The sequence below is a fragment of the Thermomonas sp. genome, assembly GCF_029945965.1.
Lineage (GTDB): Bacteria > Pseudomonadota > Gammaproteobacteria > Xanthomonadales > Xanthomonadaceae > Thermomonas.
Genome location: NZ_JAQSDO010000008.1, coordinates 218,024 through 235,755 on the forward strand (window position 1 = coordinate 218,024; position 17,732 = coordinate 235,755).

Below are 17,732 nucleotides of genomic sequence, written 5' to 3' on the forward strand. Positions count from 1 at the left end.
CGGAGCGAAACACCCGCCGCCAAGTGCCGTTGCATGGCTCAGGTCGACAGATGCTCGATCGCGGCCACGCTGCCCAGGCGATCCGCCAGCCGGCGCAGCAGGGCCAACCTGTTGTGGCGAATCTTCTCGTCTTCGACATTGACCATCACCTGGTCGAAGAACGCATCCACCTGCGGCCGCAATCGTGCCAGATGGGCCAGTGCATCCACGTAATCACCATGCGCCAGAGCATGCCCGGTTTCGGCATAAACCGCTTCTACCGCTTCGGCCAGCGCGCGCTCGGCTGGCTCGGTGAGCAGGTCGTGGTCGATGGTATCGGCGACTGTCACGTCCGACTTCTTGAGGATGTTGCCAATGCGCTTGTTGGCCGCGGCCAGTGCGGCTGCTTCAGGCAGTTGCGCGAATGTGCCGATGGCATCGATGCGGCGGTCGAAGTCGTACAGTGACCCGGGAGAGACAGCTGCGACAGCATTGAAGTGTGGTGTAGGAACGCCCTTGTCGCTGTAATAGCCGCGCAGTCGCTCGTGGATGAAATCGACGATTTCATACATTGTGAAATCAAGCGCGCGTTCGGATCCGAAATCGATAGGCAGCGATTCAAGTGACTGCGTGACATATTCGGAGAGGGTGAAATCAAACCCACTCTCGATAATCGTCCGCGCCAACCCCAACGCATTGCGCCTCAACGCAAACGGATCCTTGTTGCCGGTCGGCTTGAGGCCTGCGGCGAATCCGCCCGCCAGCGTGTCGATACGTTCGGCAATCGCCAGTACCTTGCCGACCGGCGACAACGCAATGTCATCTCGCGCGAAACGTGGTCGGTAGGACTCATCGATCGCCAGCGCGACCTCTGACGGTTCGCCTGCGGCGGTCGCGTAGTGACGACCGGCAATGCCCTGCAGTTCCGGAAATTCGTTGACCATGCGCGATTGCAGGTCGTTCTTCGCCAGCTCCGCCGCACGTCGCGCCAGTGCCGGATCCACGCCGACCTCTTTCGCGATGGATTCGGCCAGTGCAGCCACGCGCTGGACCTTGTCGGCCACGCTGCCCAGCTTGGCCTGATAGGTGACGCTCGCGAGGCCCGCGCCCATCGCTTCGAGACCCTGCTTCAGGTCTTCGTCGAAGAAGAACCGCGCATCGGCGAAACGCGGACGGATCACGCGCTCATAGCCCTTGCGGATTTGATTCGGGTCTTTCGACTCGATGTTGGCAATGCCGATGAAGTACTCGCTGAGCTTGCCGTGGCTGTCCAGCACCGGGAAGAATTTCTGGTTGGTTTCCATGGTGGTGATCAGTGCTTCCTGCGGCACTGCCAGGAAGTCGTGCTCGAACGCACAGGTCACTGCGACCGGCCATTCGTTGAGGCAGTTCACCTGCTCCAGGTTGTCGACATCGATGCGTGCGCTGCCACCTGCAGCGTGTGCGGCGGCTTCGACTTCGGCCACGATGCGCGCGCGGCGCTCGTCCGGATCGACCAGCACATGCGCACCGCGCAGTGCATCAACGTAGTCGCCGGCGGCCTGCACCCACACGGGTTTGTCGTGATGGAAGCGATGCCCGCGGCTGTTGCGACCGGCGTCGATGCCGAATGCGTGTAGTGGAACGACTTCATCGCCGAGCAAGGCCACCAGCCAGTGCAGCGGACGCGCGAAGCCGTAGTCGTGGTCGCCCCAGCGCATCGGCTTGGGGATCGGCATGCCGGCCAATGCTTCGTCCAGCACGGACTGCAGCAGGTCGGCGGTCTTCGCACCCGGCGTGACCGCGCGATGCACGAAGCGCTCGCCCTTGGCGTCGCTGGTTTTTTCCAGCGAATCCCATGCAACGCCGGCCTTGGCGGCGAAGCCTTCCAGTGCGCGCGTCGGTGCGCCGTTCGCATCCAGCGCGATATTGAGATACGGGCCCAGTACTTCGCTGCGTTGCTCGGGCTGTTCGCTCGCCACGCCCGGCAGCACTACCGCGAGCCGGCGCGGTGAATACAGCGCCTTTGAATCACCAAGTTCGATGGCGACACCACGTTTTCCCAGCGCGCCGATCACGCCGTCGAAAAACGCCTGCGCCAGCCCGGGCAGCGCCTTGACCGGCAACTCTTCGGTGCCGAGTTCGATCAGGAGGGATTGCATGTTCATGCCGCGGCTTCCTGCTTTGCGTCATCTTTCTTGAGGGCATCTTTTTTCAGGCCCGGAAAACCAAGCTTCTCGCGTTGCGCGAAGTACGCCTCGGCCACTGCCTGCGACAACTTGCGCACGCGCAGGATGTAGCGCTGGCGTTCGGTGACCGAGATCGCGCGGCGTGCATCCAGCAGGTTGAAGCTGTGCGAGGCCTTGCACACCTGGTCATACGCCGGCAGCGGCAGGCCGAGTTCGATCAGCTTGAAGGCTTCGGCCTCGCAGGCATCGAAGCGATGGAACAGTTCTGCAACATCGGCATGCTCGAAGTTGTAGATGGACTGTTCGACTTCGTTCTGGTGATAGACATCGCGATAAGTCACCGGCGTGCGGCGTCCTTCCGAGTCCGTGGGACCATGCGTCCAGACGATGTCGAATACGTTGTCCACATTCTGCAGGTACATGCACAGGCGCTCGAGGCCGTAGGTAATCTCGCCGAGCACAGGCCGGCATTCCATTCCGCCGGCCTGCTGGAAATAGGTGAACTGGGTGACTTCCATGCCGTTGAGCCAGACTTCCCAGCCCAGGCCCCAGGCGCCAAGCGTCGGCGATTCCCAGTTGTCCTCGACCAGCCGCAAGTCGTGCACCAATGGATCGATGCCGAGCGACTTGAGCGAATCGAAATACAGCTCGACGATGTTGTCCGGCGACGGCTTCATCGCCACCTGGTACTGGTAGTAGCGCTGCAGGCGATTGGGGTTTTCGCCGTAGCGGCCATCGGTGGGCCGGCGACACGGCTGCACATAGGCCGCATTCCACGGCTCCGGGCCGAGCGCGCGCAGGAAGGTGGCCGGATGGAAAGTGCCTGCACCGACTTCGAGGTCGAGCGGCTGGATCAGCACGCAGCCCTGGGCGGCCCAGTAGGCATTCAGGCGTTGGATCAGGTCCTGGAACGTAATGCCTTCGAAGAGCGGAGTGCTGGACATGGGATCATCGTGTGCGGCGAGCCCGTTAGTATAAGTGTGCCCTCGTCCTGCCACCTTTCAGGCTGCCATCCATGGCGTTACATACCGCTTCCGTGTCGCCCTGCCCAGCCATCCATGGCCGGGCGTTCGTGCCTGCTGCCGATGCAGATAGGGCATCCGCATGACGCGTGCAGCTCACCCATTCCTGATCCTGCAAACCGGTCGTCCGATCACATCGATGCGCCGATATGGCAGCTTCGCCCACTGGATCCGGGTTGCGGCCGGGTTGCGCGATGACGACGTGGTGGTGATTGATGTCGCCGACCCTGATGGGAGCGGCGGTGAGCCGCTGCCGACCCGTGAGGGTTTCGCCGGCGTGATCGTCACCGGTTCCGGGGCGATGGTCACCGACCTGCTGCCGTGGAGCGAGGCCAGCGCCGCCTGGCTGCGCGATGCCGCGCATGCCGGGCTGCCGCTGTTTGGCATCTGCTATGGCCACCAGCTAATTGCGCATGCGTTGGGCGGACAGGTCGGTTACAACCCGACTGGTCGCGAGATGGGCACGGTTGACATCGATCTGCAGCCGGATGCGGGTGACGATCCCTTGTTTGCTGGCCTGCAAGCGCGGTTCACGGCGCAGGCCACCCACCTGTAGACGGTGCTGGCATTGCCAGAAGGTGCGCAACTGTTGGCGACCTCCAGGCAGGATGCGGCCTGTGCATTCCGCTGGGGCCAGAGCGCCTGGGGCGTGCAGTTCCATCCCGAATTCAGCACCACCCACATGCGCGGTTATATCCAGGCGCGGCGTGAGGCGCTGGCCAATGAAGGCAGCAATGCCGCAGCAATGGAACATGCGGTGCGGGCGACGCCGCTGGCGCGCCAGCTATTGCGCCGGTTCGTGGCGCTCGCATCGAATTGACGCCTGCCACCGTCCCGGTTTGGGTATGCTGACCGGGTCTGGAATCGGACGATTCTCGGGGAATATGGAATGACGACACGTGCGGTGGGACCTGGCAGGGGCTGGGGCTGGTTGCAACAGGCGATCAACCTGGGTCGCAACAATCCCAAGGCCATTTTTGGCGCAACTGCCTTGATGGCGGTCGTGGCCCTGATCCCGAGCGTGTTGCAGATCGTCCTGCAATATGTTTTCAAGGAAAGCCCCAGCGCCATCGTGGCGGTCATGGCGATCACGACCGTGGTGTCGATGGTGGTCACCGCGCTGTTGATTGGTGGACTGCTGCGGGTCATTCACGCTGCCGAGAATGGCCAGCCGACGCATGCCACCGCGATCTTCGATACCTTCCGCGAAAGCCAGGTGCGTGGTCGGCTGATCGGCTTTGGCGTGCTGATGATGGTGATCTATCTGGGCGTGTTCGTCGCGGTGATCAGCCTGTTCGGCAAGGATTTCATGCGCTGGTACTGGGAACTCATTACCTCTGCACAAGCGATGCAGGCAGCCGGCGGGACGGCGCCGCCACCGAATCTTGCGGAGATGCCGGAAGGCCTGGGCCGGATCATGAGCGTCGGTTCGCTGTTCGCCATGTTCATGGGCGGCGTGTATGCCGTCGGCTTCGGGCAAGTGGCATTGGGTGGCCGGAGGGTTGGCGAGGCCTTCGTCGATGGCCTGCGCGGCGCCATCAAGAACGTGCTGCCGATCATTGTGCTGGCGGTGTTGTCGGTGCTGGGGATGCTGGTATTGACCCTTGGGGTGGTGCTGGTGGCAGGCATCATCACGCTGATTGCCGGCATGATCAGCAAGGTGTTGGCCTTGGTGCTGCTGGTGCCGATCTACTTCGGCATGATCCTGCTGATATACGTAGTGATGTTCGGCGTCATGTACTTCATGTGGCGCGACATCTGCACCGATGCGCCGCCGCCGTTGGCGCGGGCGGACCAGCTCGAACTCTGACCGGCGGCTGGCAGGACTAAAGCCCGCCCATCACCTGTTGCATGGCCGCGCTCATCGCGGTCTGCACATGGATGAAAATCCACAGGAATGCCGCGAGCGCGGCGCCGCCCTGCAAGATCAGCCATCCCCATGCCCAGGCCGGGAGGCTGTCATTGCTGCGCTCGCGCAGGATCCGCGTATCGCTGATGCGGTCGTGCAGGGCGAGGTGCTTGGGCGGCAGCGCTACCATCGCATGGCCGATGTTGAGGCTGAGCCACGACAGCGATGAAGCCAGGAAGCGCTGCAAGGCATGGCCAGTGGTGATTTTTTTGCCATCGGCGCTCGCAACCACCAGACCCAGCGCGCGCTTGCCGGGCGTGGCCTGCCAGCGCGACGACTCGAAACCCACCGACCACACCAGTGCCAGCAACACATAGAGCAGCATCGGCGTCATCAGCATGTCGCTCATGGCAGCTTCGAGGCGGCCAACGTCACCGGCCAGTAGCGGATTGGCCAGCCAGGACTGCGCCATCTGCACGGTCGGCTGCGGATTGGCCAGCATGCCTTCCATCAGCTGCGGCAGGGCTTGCTTGAGCGAAGCCATCGCCGCGCCCGCACTGGCCATGTCGTGTTGCAGACGCGAGCTGGCAAGCAGGAGCAGCGCTGGCAGCAGGCAGGCGGCGTCGAGCGACCAGGCGACGTAGCGTTCCTTGAGGTTCGCCGGCTTCAGGGCTGCAAGCTCAAAGTCGGCAGGATCCAGGCCTGCACGAACAATCGCCGCGGACTTCAGGGCCGCAGACTTCAGCGCAACAGCCTCCTGCTCAGTCGCGGGCGTCTGCATCCGCTGCCGTCCGCGGTGTAACCATGGTTGCGGCGATGATCCCGGCTTCGTAAAGCAGGCACATCGGGATCGCCAGCATCAACTGCGAGACCACGTCAGGCGGGGTCAGCACCGCAGCGACGACAAAGACGCCAACCACCGCATAGCCGCGACCTTCGCGCAGCTGCTTCGGGGTCACCCAGCCGAGTAATGCAAGGATCACCAGCGCCACCGGCAGCTCGAACGACAGGCCAAAGGCGAGGAACAACACCAGCACGAAATCGAGGTAGGCGCTGATGTCGGTCATCATCGCCACCCCGCTCGGGGTCACCCGCGCCAGGAAGCCGAACACCATCGGCAGCACCAGGAAAAATGCGAACGCGCAGCCGGCGTAGAACAGCGCCAGCGCCGACCCCAGCAGCGGCAGCGCGAGTTTCTTCTCGCGCCGATACAAACCTGGCGCGACGAACGCCCAGACTTGGTAGAGCAGCCATGGCATCGACACCATCAGCGCGGCGAAGAACGCCAGCTTCATCGGCGCGAAGAAGGGTGATGCGACCTGGGTGGCGATCAGCTGGCCGCCCTTGGGCAGCTTGTCCAGAAGCGGTTGCGCCAACAGTGCGTAGAGCTTGTTGGCGAACGGCAGCATCGCCGCCAGCACCAGCAACAGGCCCACGACCCCGCGCAACAGGCGCGAGCGCAGCTCCAGCAAATGCGCAATCAGTGGCCGTTCGGCGCCGGTGCCGACATCACTGTCCATGTGCGTCCTGCTTGGGCGTGCCTGCGGTGGCATCCGTGGCGTCGTCCGCAGCATCGTCCGCGGGTTGTTCCATGTGGATTTCGGCCGCAGCGGCATTCACTTCAGCAATCGGCGCGCGCACTTCGGTGGCGGTGTCGGACACCGCGGTGCGGATCTCCAGATCGGTCGCGCGCAGATGTGCTTCGGTTTCGCGCATCACCTGATGACCGTCGGCCAGGCTGCGGCGTAGTTCTTCAGTGGCCAGTTCGCGCTCAAGCTCGCTCTTCACCGAATACCACTGCGCGCGCGCGCGCCGCACCCACAGGCCAACGAAGCGGGCTGCCTTGGGCAGGCGCTCGGGGCCGAGCACGACCAGCGCGACCAGCCCGACGACCAGCATCTCGCCGAAGGAGAAATCAAACATCCTGAAAGGCCCGCCCCGCCCGTCCTATCCGCGACGGATCAGCGGGCGACGTCGTCGCGGTCGCGTTGTTCGCTTCCGGTCTTCGCGCTGTCGTCGGTCTTGTCGGCGTTCTCGCCGATGCGCGCGGCTGGTTTGTCATCGTCGCCACGCATGCCTTTCTTGAACTCGTCGACCGCCTTGCCGAGGTCGCGCGCACCGCCGGTCAAGCGCTTGGTGCCGAACACCAGCACGACGATCACCAGCACGATCAGCCAGTGCCAGATGCTGAAGCTGCCCATGGACGCACCTTTACGAGAGTAGGAAACCCAATTCTAGCGCCTGCGCGCTTACGGACTGGTGCTGGCCGCAGCCGGCGTCGGTTTTACTGGCGCATCTGACAGCGGCGTTGTGGTCGCCGGATTGTGGTTGTCGACCGGTTGCACGGTCGTGCCGGGATTGGTCGGCGCGCTCATGCTTGCCGGGGCACTGGCCGCAGCGGCATTGGCCTGCTTGCGCGCGCGGGTCTGGCGCGCACCGGCGGTGGCTTCCTCCAGCGCGTCACGGAAACCGACAATCGCCGACGATGCCGGCTGTGTCGCGCGGCCCTCGAACACCATGCGCGGGGTCACGCCCTCGCCGTACGCGCTGCTGTTGGCGCCGTTGTCGATCGACAGCACCGCACCGTCCAGGGCGACGCCGGCAAACAGCCCGCGTGCGCGCGACCATGACCAGATCTCGGCCTTGAACTCGCCATCGGTGGCGGCGGCGGCACTGCGCCCAACCGGACCGGCGGCCACGCTGGCATCGGCGCCCAGGGTGAACTTTCCGTTGACGATCGACTCCAGCCCACGGTCGCTGCGGAACACCATAATTACGTCAGCCGATTGCACCCCGGCCTGGAAACCGAAGCTGGCGCCGGCCAATTTCACGAACACCGGGTTCGACCAGGTGCCATTAGCGGTCTTCACCGACATCAGGCCCAAGCCACGGCGGCCGCCAAGGAAAAACCCGGCCTTGATGGTGTTGGGCACCACGACAATTCCGCGCGCTTCATCCAGCAGGCGGTCGGGAATTCCGGATTCCGGGATCGACTGGATCTCCCGGACCACGCGCACGGCATCCTCCGCGCGTACGTCTTCGCGGGCGCCGGCAATCGCGGCGGATGCGGCCAGCAGGCCGGCAAGGGCGAACGCAAGGCGACGGCGTGGGGCAGGCTTCATGGGGGTGCGCTTCATGGGGATCTCCGGCGGAGTGGGCGACGCAACATGCTGGCGCCATCGGCATGAATCCATCATAAGCCGGTGCCGCAGGATTGCATGGGCCGGACGACACACCTTCGATCAGCCGTGCTATCGCCGCTGCGCCCACGCTGCCATCCTATGCCGATGCTTAAGCACGACACTCCCCGCGCCGCGCCAAAAAACACACTCCTCCTGGTCAACCTGGGCACGCCCGCTGCGCCCACTGCAAGCGCCGTGCGTCGCTACCTGGCGCAGTTCCTGCACGACCACCGCGTGGTCCAGCTGACCCGCTGGCTGTGGTGCCCGTTGCTGCATTTCGTGATCCTGCCGCTGCGCAGCCCGAAGGTCGCGCGCAAATACGCGGCGGTATGGCTGCCAGATGGCTCGCCGCTGGCGGTGCATACCGCCGCACTGGCCAAGGCTGTGCAGGCACGCTTGCCCCAGTGGCAAGTGACGCATGCGATGCGCTATGGCGAACCATCGTTGGCGTCCGCGCTGGCCCGGCTACGCAGCGAAGGTGCGCGAGAGGTGCGGGTCTTGCCGCTGTATCCGCAGTATTCGACCACCACGACGGCCGCAGTGGCCGATGTCATCGACGCACATGGCAAGGGGCTGGAGGTTGCGATGCTGGCCGATTACCACCGCGATGCCGGCTGGGCACGTGCGGTGGCCGATTCGATCCGCGCCCACTGGGATGCCAACGGCCGCGGCGAGCGCTTGTTGCTGTCGTTCCACGGCATTCCACAGCGGCTGGTCGATGGCGGCGATCCGTATGCAGCGCACTGCGAGGGCAGCACGCAGGCAATTGCAGGCGCGCTTGGCATCGCGCGCGACGAGATCCTGCTGACCTTCCAGTCGCGCTTCGGTCGTGAGCAATGGCTGCAGCCGTATACGCAGGCCACGCTGGAACAACTCGCACGCGATGGCGTGCGTACGCTTGACGTGGCCTGTCCCGGATTCGCGGTGGATTGCCTGGAAACGCTGGAGGAAATCGCGATGGAAAACGCCAAGGCCTTCCGCGAAGCCGGCGGACAGTCGCTGCGCTATATCCCGTGCCTGAATGCCGGCGATGCGCATGCCGATGCACTGGCTGCTTTGGCGATGGGCAACGAGGGTTGGTGATGATGCGCGAGTTCCTCGTCGATATCCCGATGGGTCGCGTCGCCGGCCTGCGCAACAGTGGCGACGGCCCGCGCGTGCTGGCCCTGCATGGTTGGTTGGACAACGCGGCCAGTTTCATTCCACTGGCGCAGCATCTGCATGGCATTGACCTGGTTGCGATCGACCAGCCCGGCCACGGCCGCAGCGCGCATCTGCCGCCGGGCACCGACTATTCCTTCGTCGGTGCGATCAACGCGATCCTGGATGTGGCTGACGCGCTGGGCTGGGAGCGGTTTGCCCTGCTCGGGCATTCGATGGGCGCCGGCATCGGCAGCCTGATTGCCGCGGCATGTCCCGAACGGATCGAACGGCTGGTGGCGATCGAAGCACTGGGCGCGCTGGCGGAAGCGCCCGAACACACGGTGGCGCGGATGCGCGAGGCGGTCGCAGCGCATCGCGCACTACCCAACAAGCGGCTCCGTGTGTTTCCCGATATCGATACCGCGATCCGCGCACGCATGCAGGCTACCCGGGTGCCCGGAAGCGGGCTCACCGAGCCGCTGGTTCGCTTGCTGGTCGAGCGCGGACTGGCAGAGGTCGAAGGCGGCTACGCCTGGAGCAGTGATCCGCGCCTGACCTTGCCGACCATGACCCGAATGACTGAAATGCAGGTCGAAAACCTGGTGGCCGGCATCGACTGTCCCGCGATGGTGATCTTCGGCGTGCCCGCCCAAGCCTATCTGCCCGACGATCTTCGGCGCCGGCGCGCGGCGCTGCTGCCACACAGCGAACTGGTAATGATGCTTGGTGGCCATCACCTGCACATGGATCAAGCGGCCGCGGTGGCTGCAGCCATTGGGGATTTCTTGCGGCAGGCCTGACCAGCTGCGCCTGAGGCAGGCCGTCAGCCTTCGCCGCCGGTGCGGATCGCGATCTGGGTGCCGCCGTTGTCACCCTTCATCATCTGGTAGACGGTCTGGCGCTTGTCCTTGCTGTAGACCAAGGTTGCGCTGCCCTCGGCGGCCTGCATCGCCATCTCGCGTTTCCAGCCCTGCGCTTCCATGGATTTCTGGATGGTGGTGGAGACATCGTTTGAGGAGGCGTCGCTGACCATGTTCACCATCTTCATGCCGGCCATGTCCATGGCGCTGTTGACCGCGCTGTGCTCGGGCAGGAACACGTCCTTGGGGAAATCCTCCGGCAACGGCACGCTTTGGCCATTCTGGCTGGTGGCGACCTTGATCTCGCCCTCGTCCGACTTGATGGTCATGGTGCCGCCATCCTTGTCCAGGTCGACCTTGTTGCCGGTGGCTCGTTCCATGGCCGCTTCGGCCGCCTTTTCGGCCGCCTTCTGGCAGGCGGTCAACGGCAGCAGCAGGCCGATGGCCAGTACTGGAAGCAGCAAGCGCACCGTGTGGGAGCGGGCCGGGTTGGAGCGTGTCGCCATGGTGGTTCCCCTGTAGTGATCGATTAGGCAAACGGACAAGTGCCTTTCAACCGGCCAGCAGTCCCCGTAGCTGGCCTTTCAGCTGCCGGCCATGGGCACGGAAGTAATCGCGCTCGGCGCACCAGTCCGGGAAACGCAGCTCGACCTCGCGCCAGAAGCGGCGTGAATGGTCGGCATGCAGCAGATGGCACAGCTCATGCACCAGCACGTATTCGAACGCGGACGGACGTGCCAGCACCAGTGCCAGGTCCAGCGACAGGCTGGCGTCCGGCGCCAGCGAGCCCCATTGCGAAGACGTGCGCCGGAATACGATCCGCCGCGGCACGCGCGGTAGCTCGTGCAGGTACTTTGGCAACCAGCGGCCGACATCGGCGCGCGCCTGCGCTTCGTAGAAATCCCGTAGCCCACGTTGCAGCGCGGCAGCGCCCGCGCGCGCCGGCGCGGCGAACAGCAGGCTGCCGTCCGGTTCGATGTCGAGCCGGGTCGCGCGACCCGCGCTCCAATGCAACGGATGCATCCCGCCGCGCAGGGGAAGCGCATCAGTGATATCCCGTTGCAGGCCTGCATCCGTGGGTTGCGCATGCACGGCCAGTTGCGCCGCCAGCCAGCCGCGATGTTCGTGCAGGAAACGCTCGCCGGCCAACGTGCTTGCACGCAGCGGCAGGCTCAGTCGCGCGCCGCGTTCGTCCACCGACAGCTTGACCCGCCGCGCACGCGGATCGCGCACGCGCAGCACGTCGATGGGGCGGCCGTCATCGAGCACAAACGTGATGGTGTCGCGCTGCATGCGTGGTGTTACCGGCGCGGTGCGTGCGGGCGAGAGCAGGCGGAACAGGGATTGCATTCGTGCAGCTTACGATGCAATGCCGCTACTTGACTCAGGCATCCGCCTTGCTCAGCTTCAGCGCGGTTTCCAGCACCAGGAACAGGCGCTTGAATTCCCCGGACATCAGCGCGAAACGGGCTTCGAGTTCCGCACGCACGTCCTCGCGTTCGCTGGACTCCAGTTGATCGACGGCGCCATCGAGCAGCTTGAACTTGCGGATCACCAGGTCCTCGCCGAGTACGAACGAGACGTGGTCATCCAGCACCAGTGCCAGGCGCGTCACCTGCTTGCCGGCTTCCAGGTGCTTGGCGATTTCTTCGCCAGACAGTTCCATGCGCTGGACCTTGACCACCGCGCCGCTGTCGGAGGGATCACGCAGTTCGCATTCATCGCCCAGCGACAGGCCTTCCGGCAATGCATCGCCGGCGATCCAGCCGGTAAGAATCGCGCGCGGCGCGACTTCGGCATTCACCGGAAGCGCCGGGAAGCTGCCCAGCGCGCGACGCACTTCCGATACCACCGCTTCTGCATTCTTGCGCGATGAGGTATCCACCACGATCACGCCCAGCTTGGTGTCCAGCAGTGCGTCGGTGCGCACCGGGCGCACGAACGCGCGTGGCAGCAACTCGGCTACCAGGTCTTCCTTCAGCCGTTTGCGGGTACGACCACCGGGGCGGCGGCCTTCCTTTTCTTCGATGACGGCCAGTTTCTTCTGCAGCAGGTCGTTGACCACCGCGCCGGGCAGCAGCTTGTCTTCGCCGCCCACGGTCAGCCAGTGGGTGCCATCGATTGCGTGGTCCAGGCCTTCATGGTGCTGGCCCATCGGCGCGACAAAACCACGGCTGGACAGTTCCAGCAGGCCGACCGGTTTGAGCGCGCAGGTCGCCAACTGGGTGTCGAGGTCGGTGAGGTCGAGCGAAGTGGGAAAGCGGAGCAGGGTCAGGTTTCTAAAGAACATTCAGTCATCCAGTTGTTGTTGTGGGAAGAGCAACCCCTCCCATCCTCTCCCTGCACTCAGGGGGAGGGGCGAAAGACTAGTTGCCGGCGGTCTCGCCACCTGCGAGCCACGCATGCGTCTGTGCAAGTGTGTTTGGCATCGTGACATCGCCGCGTTTGCCGAGGCTGGCGAAATCAAACAGGTTCGGATCGCTCAGGTGCGACGGGCGGATGTCGCCCAGTGCGCGCGACAGGGTTTCGATGCGGCCCGGTGAGTCTTTCTCCCAGCCTGCCAGCATCCTCGATACCTGCTTGCGCTGCAGGTTTTCCTGCGAGCCACACAGGTTGCAGGGAATGATCGGGAATTGTTTGTATGCGGCGTAGGCTTCGATGTCGTCCTCGCGCACATAGGCCAGTGGGCGGATGACGACATGTTTGCCGTCATCGCTGAGCAGCTTGGGTGGCATGCCGGACAGTTTGGCGTGGAAAAACATGTTGAGGAAAAACGTGTTGACCAGGTCATCGCGGTGGTGGCCAAGCGCGATCTTGCTGAAGCCATTGGCAGCGGCATGGTTGTACAGCGCGCCGCGCCGCATCCGCGAGCACAGCGAACACATGGTCTTGCCTTCGGGAATCACCCGGCTGACCACCGAATAGGTGTCCTGCTCGATGATCTGGAAGTCGACACCAAGGCCACGCAGGTAATCGGGCAGCACGTGTTCCGGGAAGTCAGGCTGCTTTTGGTCGAGGTTGACCGCGGTGATCGAAAACTCGACGGGTGCCTTCTTCTGCAGTTGCAGCAGCACGTCCAGCATCGTGTAGCTGTCCTTGCCACCGGACAGGCAGGCCATGACCTTGTCGCCAGCCTCGATCATGCCGAAATCGGCGATCGCGCGGCCAACCTGGTGGCGCAGGCGCTTGCCCAGCTTGTCAGCTTCGCGCTTGGCCGGCGCATTGCCGGGATGTCGCGTGTGCGGCAGCGGTTCGGCGATTGCCAACGTGTTCTTCGGGGAGAGGGGCAGGATGCTTGGAATTGGCAGGACGGCATTCATCAGGCCGCCATTTTACCTGTCAGTGACTGGTCGGCACTGCGTTGGCGGCGCGCTATGCTGCGGCCATGAGCCTGCCGCATGATCCCGCCGAGCTTGCACGCCTGACCCGGCGCATGGTTGAACTGCGCCAGGAGCACCGTGACCTGGACACCGTGATCGAACGTTTCGCCGCCGACATCCAGGCCGACGAACTGGCGCTCAAACGCCTGAAGAAACGCAAGTTGCAGCTCAAGGACCAGATCACCTGGATCGAGAGTGCGTTGATTCCGGACGAACCGGCATAAGGCGGGCTTGGGCCCCTTTTTGCCCACAGGCACATTGCAAGTGCTTGATCGCGCAGGCGATCACAAATTGTCACAACTGGTCAGCAACGGGGAAAGACCTGTCGCACGGTGTGGCGCGTACTCATGACTCCCATGAGGGGCAATCCCCCCAGCCATCAACTTAGAAAGAGGAGTCTTCTATGTCAGACAGTGCCGATGGCCTGTTTTCACCAACGATGGCTGCCGAATTTCTGGATCAGGTGTACGCGGATCTTATGAGGAGGCCCGAGACGCTTGATGCCGCACTCGCGGCACTTTCGTGGTATCTGCGCACGCAGCGGCGAAAGCTGGCGACTCCGCAATGGCAACACATCGTCACCCTTTGCCTTGATCATCCACTTCGTCAAGTCCTGCATCAGGATCCGCTAACCGCTAGAGCATTTTCAATGTCGCGTGGATACCAAGGCGACGCTGAACTTCTGGATATTATCTACGGCGGAGATTACAAAGGATTTAGTGCTGACCCGGTCTCTGCGCTGGGCGCTGCCGTTTTTAGCCATACGATTCGTTGTCAAGCGCCTACGGCGGTGCGCGAACGCCGCACTTTTCTAGCTGCACAGATTGATATGCAGTGTGCGCGCCTCGCCTCCTCGCACATCCTGTCCGTGGCCTGTGGGCACATGCGGGAATTGGAGTTGTCAACGTCAGTTCAAGCACGTGCATTTGGTCGTTTTGCCGGGCTAGACCAGGACCCCGTGACAGTAAACTTCGTTCAGAACACATGGGGTCAACTAGGCGTTGAATGCAAACGGGAGTCAGTTAAAGCTTTGCTGACCGACGATTCTCCTGCCGAATCGTTCGACTACATTTATACCGCCGGACTCTATGATTATTTAGATGAGCCCGTGGCACAGGGTCTAACAAGAAAACTCTTCAGAATGCTGCGCCCAAGAGGGCGCTTATTGATTGGTAATTACACGCCAAACACGGTCGACGTCGGCTACATGGAAGCGTACATGGGCTGGAATCTTCTTTATCGGGATGCCAGTGCAATGCAGAACCTCGCCGCCATGATTCCTGCGTCAAGCATTGGCAACAGAGAGGTGTTCTCCGATACGACGGGGGCAGTGATCTACCTTTCCATGGAAGCGCAGTAACTAATAAAATTGCGGTCTCGTTGCTCAACTTGGTTTGTAATTTTGCGGTCACGCGCGGCCAAACAAGGGGGTCTGGATCACTTCCCGGAAACGGAAGTGATCCAGACCCCCATGTTTCTTTCTGATATCGCCACAGGCACATTGCAAGTACTTGATCGCACAGGCAATCACAAACGATCACAACTGGTCAGCAATGGGGAAAGACCTGTCGCACGACGCGAGCGCGTACTCGGGGCGCCCATGAGGGCACCACCACAAGGAGTACGCCATGAACCTGCAACACGTACGCGGTTGGCCCGTGCTGACCTTCAGTCGCCTCAGCGTGGCCCTGTTGCTGGGGCTGGGCTCGATGTCAGCGTTTGCTGCGGATGATCCCTGCAAGAACCCTGACGGAACCGATGTGGTGCCGGCACCGAGCACCGACCAAGGACTCGAGAGCGGCGTCAATGTGACCACGTGCGATCCCAATGCCATCGCTTATGGTCACAACGTGAATGCAAGCGGTGTGCTTTCGATCGCGATCGGCAATGGCTTCGATCTCAATGGCAACAACATCATCGAACCCACCGAGATGACGGTGGCGTACGGGTTCGCCAGTGTCGCCTTCGGCAACCTTGCGCGTGCGACTGCAGCGGGTCCGGCGGTCGCGCTGGGCGTTGCGGTGCTGGCGTCTGGCGACCTGTCGGTTGCCACCGGCATCGATACCCGGGCCACCGGCGGCGAAGCGGTGGCGTTCGGCCGCGTGCAGCGCGCCACCGGCAACAATTCGGTCGCGATTGGCAGCGGCTATGTGGTGGTGGACCCGTTGAATTCGAACAACAACTACACCGTCGGCAACACGGCATCGGGCTACCAAAGCGTCGCCATGGGCGTGGGTAGTGAGGCCACGAACGACAACTCGGTTGCAGTCGGGGGCGCATGGAATTTCGGCGGCACCTGGTACGGCACCAGGGCTTTTGGCGCCGGCAGTTCCGCGTTCGGCGTGGCATCGATTGCTTCCGGGAGCAGTTCGACGGCGATAGGTTTTGGCAATGAGGCCAGCGCCGATCGTGCCAGCGCGGTGGGCTACGCCAACGAAGTGCACGACACAAATGGCACCGCGTTCGGGTTCTACAATCAGATTCTTGCCGGCGCCGGCAACGGTTCCGCATTCGGCTACAACAATGTCGTGGCCGGGTTCGGCGGGACCGCGGTAGGCGCGAACAATCACGCCGATGGCGGCCATTCGGTGGCGATGGGCTATGCGGTAACCGCCACCGGGGTGGGTTCAATAGCCGTGGGCGGTTGGTTTGACCTCAACAACAATGGCGTGGTGGACGCATTCGAACGCACCACGGCGACGGGAGATAACAGCGTAGTCTTTGGCCTTAGGAGCCAGGCCAAGGGCGAGCGGTCGGTGGCCATGGGAAATCAGACCTTTACTGGGTCGAACGCACCGTTTGCCGCAGCGGTTGGTTATGGGGCTGCAGCATACGGTCAGGAATCCGCGGCACTTGGCGTAGTCGTATATGCGGCAGCGATCAATAGTGTAGCGGTGGGATCCAATACCTCGGCGATAAAGAAAAGTTCGGTGGCAGTCGGCAGTTGGTGGGATTTCAATGGCAACGGTTACACGGAAGCCGGTGAATCCACCGAGGCGCTGGGTGAGGGAAGTTCGGCATTCGGTGTCGCCAGCCGTGCGCTCAACGTAGGCAGCACGGCGCTCGGGTTCAACGCGATTGCCGACCGCGACTATGCGATAGCGGTCGGCAGGACCGGCGGCGAGCACCAGATCATCCACCTGGCGGACGGCACCCAGGACACCGATGCGGTCAACCTGCGGCAGTTGAACGGGGTGGGCAATTTCTGGGGCAACACGCTGGCCAGCATGTTGGGCGGCGGCGCAGCATGGTCTGGCGGCAACTTCACCGCGCCTACCTTCACCATCCAGGGCACCTACTACAACAATGTGGGCGCGGCATTCGCTGCAGTCGATGCCAGCTTGACGTCCCTGGCCGCAACGGCAGGCGTGCCCGGCCCTCAAGGTCCGGCAGGTCCTGGCGGTTCGCAGGGTCCGACGGGTCCTGGCGGCCCGCAAGGACCCACAGGCAGTGTTGGCAGCACTGGCCCGGCAGGCCCGCAGGGTCCCGTAGGCCCACAAGGACCTACTGGTGCCAATGGTGCGGATCCGGCGTATGTCGATGCTGGTGATGCCGCCACCCTCAATACAGCGAACGTGCATGCAGATGCCGGTGATGCCACGACCCTGGCTTCGGCGAACACATTCGCCACCACCGGCGATGCGGGCACCCTGACTTCGGCCAAGGCCTATGCCGACACCCGGTCCACTGCTGCGGTCAGCACGGCCAACGCATATACCGACAATCGCTTCGCCGCCTGGAGCGACAGCTTTACCCAATACCAGCAGGCAGTGGACTTGCGTTTTGCGCATACCGATGCACGCATCGACCGGATCGGGGCGATGGGCAGCGCGATGACTTCGGCGGCGATCAATACCGCCGGCCTGCCCGGCACCAACCGGATCGGCGTGGGCGTGGGCGTGCAGGGCGGGCGTTCGGCAGTGGCGATCAGCTACCAGCGCCTGCTGCTCCCGAACGTGAGCGCCTCGCTGACCGGCGCGTTCTCCGGTGGCGACACCAGCGTCTCCGCCGGTACTGGCTTCAGTTGGTAATCGGGCCTCACTCCAGTGGTGGAGTAGACCGCAAGGTCGGGCGGGGGTGGGCAACTGCCCCCGCTTTTCGTGGTTGTCCGTCCGAATCCGCGCGTATGCTGTCCGCAGAATCTGTCTG

17 protein-coding genes and 1 pseudogene are annotated in these 17,732 nt (G+C 63.4%); 7 read left to right on the forward strand and 11 right to left on the reverse strand.

Going from position 1 to position 17,732, the window contains the following annotated elements; translation table 11 throughout:
- Positions 1-38 precede the first annotated feature (38 nt).
- Both glyS and glyQ read right to left on the reverse strand, forming a co-directional pair.
- Positions 39-2,126 (reverse strand): glycine--tRNA ligase subunit beta, encoded by a 2,088-nt coding sequence (gene glyS, locus PSV05_RS04070; RefSeq protein ID WP_300061845.1) that lies wholly within the window; start codon positions 2,124-2,126, stop codon positions 39-41.
- Positions 2,123-3,091: a glycine--tRNA ligase subunit alpha gene (gene glyQ / locus PSV05_RS04075; protein WP_300061848.1), complete on the reverse strand. Its 969-nt coding sequence runs from the start codon at positions 3,089-3,091 to the stop codon at positions 2,123-2,125. Before glyQ ends, glyS begins: the two co-directional genes overlap by 4 nt.
- Positions 3,092-3,251: 160 nt before the next feature.
- Between glyQ and PSV05_RS04080 the strand changes: the two are divergent.
- Together PSV05_RS04080 and PSV05_RS04085 are read left to right on the forward strand one after the other, a co-directional pair.
- Positions 3,252-3,989: pseudogene (locus tag PSV05_RS04080) on the forward strand (glutamine amidotransferase).
- A 69-nt stretch (positions 3,990-4,058) separates the two neighbouring features.
- The gene (locus PSV05_RS04085) at positions 4,059-4,979 is read left to right on the forward strand and encodes a hypothetical protein (RefSeq protein ID WP_300061851.1); all 921 of its coding nucleotides are present in this window, start codon (positions 4,059-4,061) and stop codon (positions 4,977-4,979) included.
- A gap of 16 nt (positions 4,980-4,995) precedes the next feature.
- On the opposite strand, the gene PSV05_RS04090 is transcribed toward PSV05_RS04085, so the two are convergent.
- The 5 genes from PSV05_RS04090 to PSV05_RS04110 are packed head-to-tail and all read right to left on the reverse strand — an operon-like array spanning position 4,996 to position 8,155.
- Positions 4,996-5,799, reverse strand: coding sequence for an RDD family protein (locus PSV05_RS04090; protein WP_300061854.1), 804 nt, complete (start codon positions 5,797-5,799; stop codon positions 4,996-4,998).
- Positions 5,780-6,538, reverse strand: a complete 759-nt coding sequence (tatC, locus tag PSV05_RS04095) for a twin-arginine translocase subunit TatC (protein WP_300061857.1) — start codon at positions 6,536-6,538, stop codon at positions 5,780-5,782. Before tatC ends, PSV05_RS04090 begins: the two co-directional genes overlap by 20 nt.
- Positions 6,528-6,941: a Sec-independent protein translocase protein TatB gene (gene tatB / locus PSV05_RS04100; protein ID WP_300061860.1), complete on the reverse strand. Its 414-nt coding sequence runs from the start codon at positions 6,939-6,941 to the stop codon at positions 6,528-6,530. Before tatB ends, tatC begins: the two co-directional genes overlap by 11 nt.
- 38 nt (positions 6,942-6,979) lie before the next feature.
- Complete coding sequence (gene tatA, locus PSV05_RS04105; RefSeq protein WP_300061863.1) at positions 6,980-7,219, reverse strand: Sec-independent protein translocase subunit TatA; 240 nt, start codon at positions 7,217-7,219, stop codon at positions 6,980-6,982.
- Between the two features lie 48 nt (positions 7,220-7,267).
- Entirely contained in the window at positions 7,268-8,155 is an 888-nt protein-coding gene (locus tag PSV05_RS04110; protein WP_300061867.1) for a lipid-binding SYLF domain-containing protein, read from the reverse strand.
- 150 nt (positions 8,156-8,305) lie between these two features.
- Between PSV05_RS04110 and hemH the strand changes: the two genes are divergently transcribed.
- Positions 8,306-9,283 (forward strand): ferrochelatase, encoded by a 978-nt coding sequence (hemH, locus tag PSV05_RS04115; protein ID WP_300061870.1) that lies wholly within the window; start codon positions 8,306-8,308, stop codon positions 9,281-9,283.
- 2 nt (positions 9,284-9,285) lie between these two features.
- Positions 9,286-10,143: an alpha/beta hydrolase gene (locus PSV05_RS04120; RefSeq protein WP_300061873.1), complete on the forward strand. Its 858-nt coding sequence runs from the start codon at positions 9,286-9,288 to the stop codon at positions 10,141-10,143.
- Between the two features lie 23 nt (positions 10,144-10,166).
- On the opposite strand, the gene PSV05_RS04125 is transcribed toward PSV05_RS04120, so the two are convergent.
- From PSV05_RS04125 to ttcA, 4 genes are all read right to left on the reverse strand, one after another.
- The gene (locus PSV05_RS04125) at positions 10,167-10,709 is read right to left on the reverse strand and encodes a hypothetical protein (protein WP_300061876.1); all 543 of its coding nucleotides are present in this window, start codon (positions 10,707-10,709) and stop codon (positions 10,167-10,169) included.
- Positions 10,710-10,755: 46 nt separating this feature from the next.
- Complete coding sequence (locus tag PSV05_RS04130; RefSeq protein ID WP_300061879.1) at positions 10,756-11,553, reverse strand: SprT family zinc-dependent metalloprotease; 798 nt, start codon at positions 11,551-11,553, stop codon at positions 10,756-10,758.
- Positions 11,554-11,587: 34 nt separating this feature from the next.
- Entirely contained in the window at positions 11,588-12,493 is a 906-nt protein-coding gene (locus tag PSV05_RS04135; protein ID WP_300061882.1) for a recombination-associated protein RdgC, read from the reverse strand.
- 76 nt (positions 12,494-12,569) lie between these two features.
- Complete coding sequence (gene ttcA, locus PSV05_RS04140) at positions 12,570-13,523, reverse strand: tRNA 2-thiocytidine(32) synthetase TtcA (RefSeq protein ID WP_300061885.1); 954 nt, start codon at positions 13,521-13,523, stop codon at positions 12,570-12,572.
- A 65-nt stretch (positions 13,524-13,588) separates the two neighbouring features.
- Here ttcA and PSV05_RS04145 point away from each other — a divergent pair, with 65 nt between their 5' ends.
- The 3 genes from PSV05_RS04145 to PSV05_RS04155 all read left to right on the forward strand — a co-directional run bounded on the left by PSV05_RS04145 (position 13,589) and on the right by PSV05_RS04155 (position 17,614).
- Positions 13,589-13,807, forward strand: coding sequence for a YdcH family protein (locus PSV05_RS04145; RefSeq protein ID WP_300061886.1), 219 nt, complete (start codon positions 13,589-13,591; stop codon positions 13,805-13,807).
- Between the two features lie 179 nt (positions 13,808-13,986).
- Positions 13,987-14,943 carry a class I SAM-dependent methyltransferase gene (locus PSV05_RS04150; protein WP_300061889.1) on the forward strand — a complete coding sequence of 319 codons (957 nt, stop codon included), beginning with the start codon at positions 13,987-13,989 and terminating at the stop codon, positions 14,941-14,943.
- 268 nt (positions 14,944-15,211) lie between these two features.
- A complete protein-coding gene (locus PSV05_RS04155) occupies positions 15,212-17,614 on the forward strand; it encodes a YadA-like family protein (protein ID WP_300061892.1) in 2,403 nt (800 codons plus the stop codon).
- The last annotated feature ends 118 nt before the right edge of the window (positions 17,615-17,732 follow it).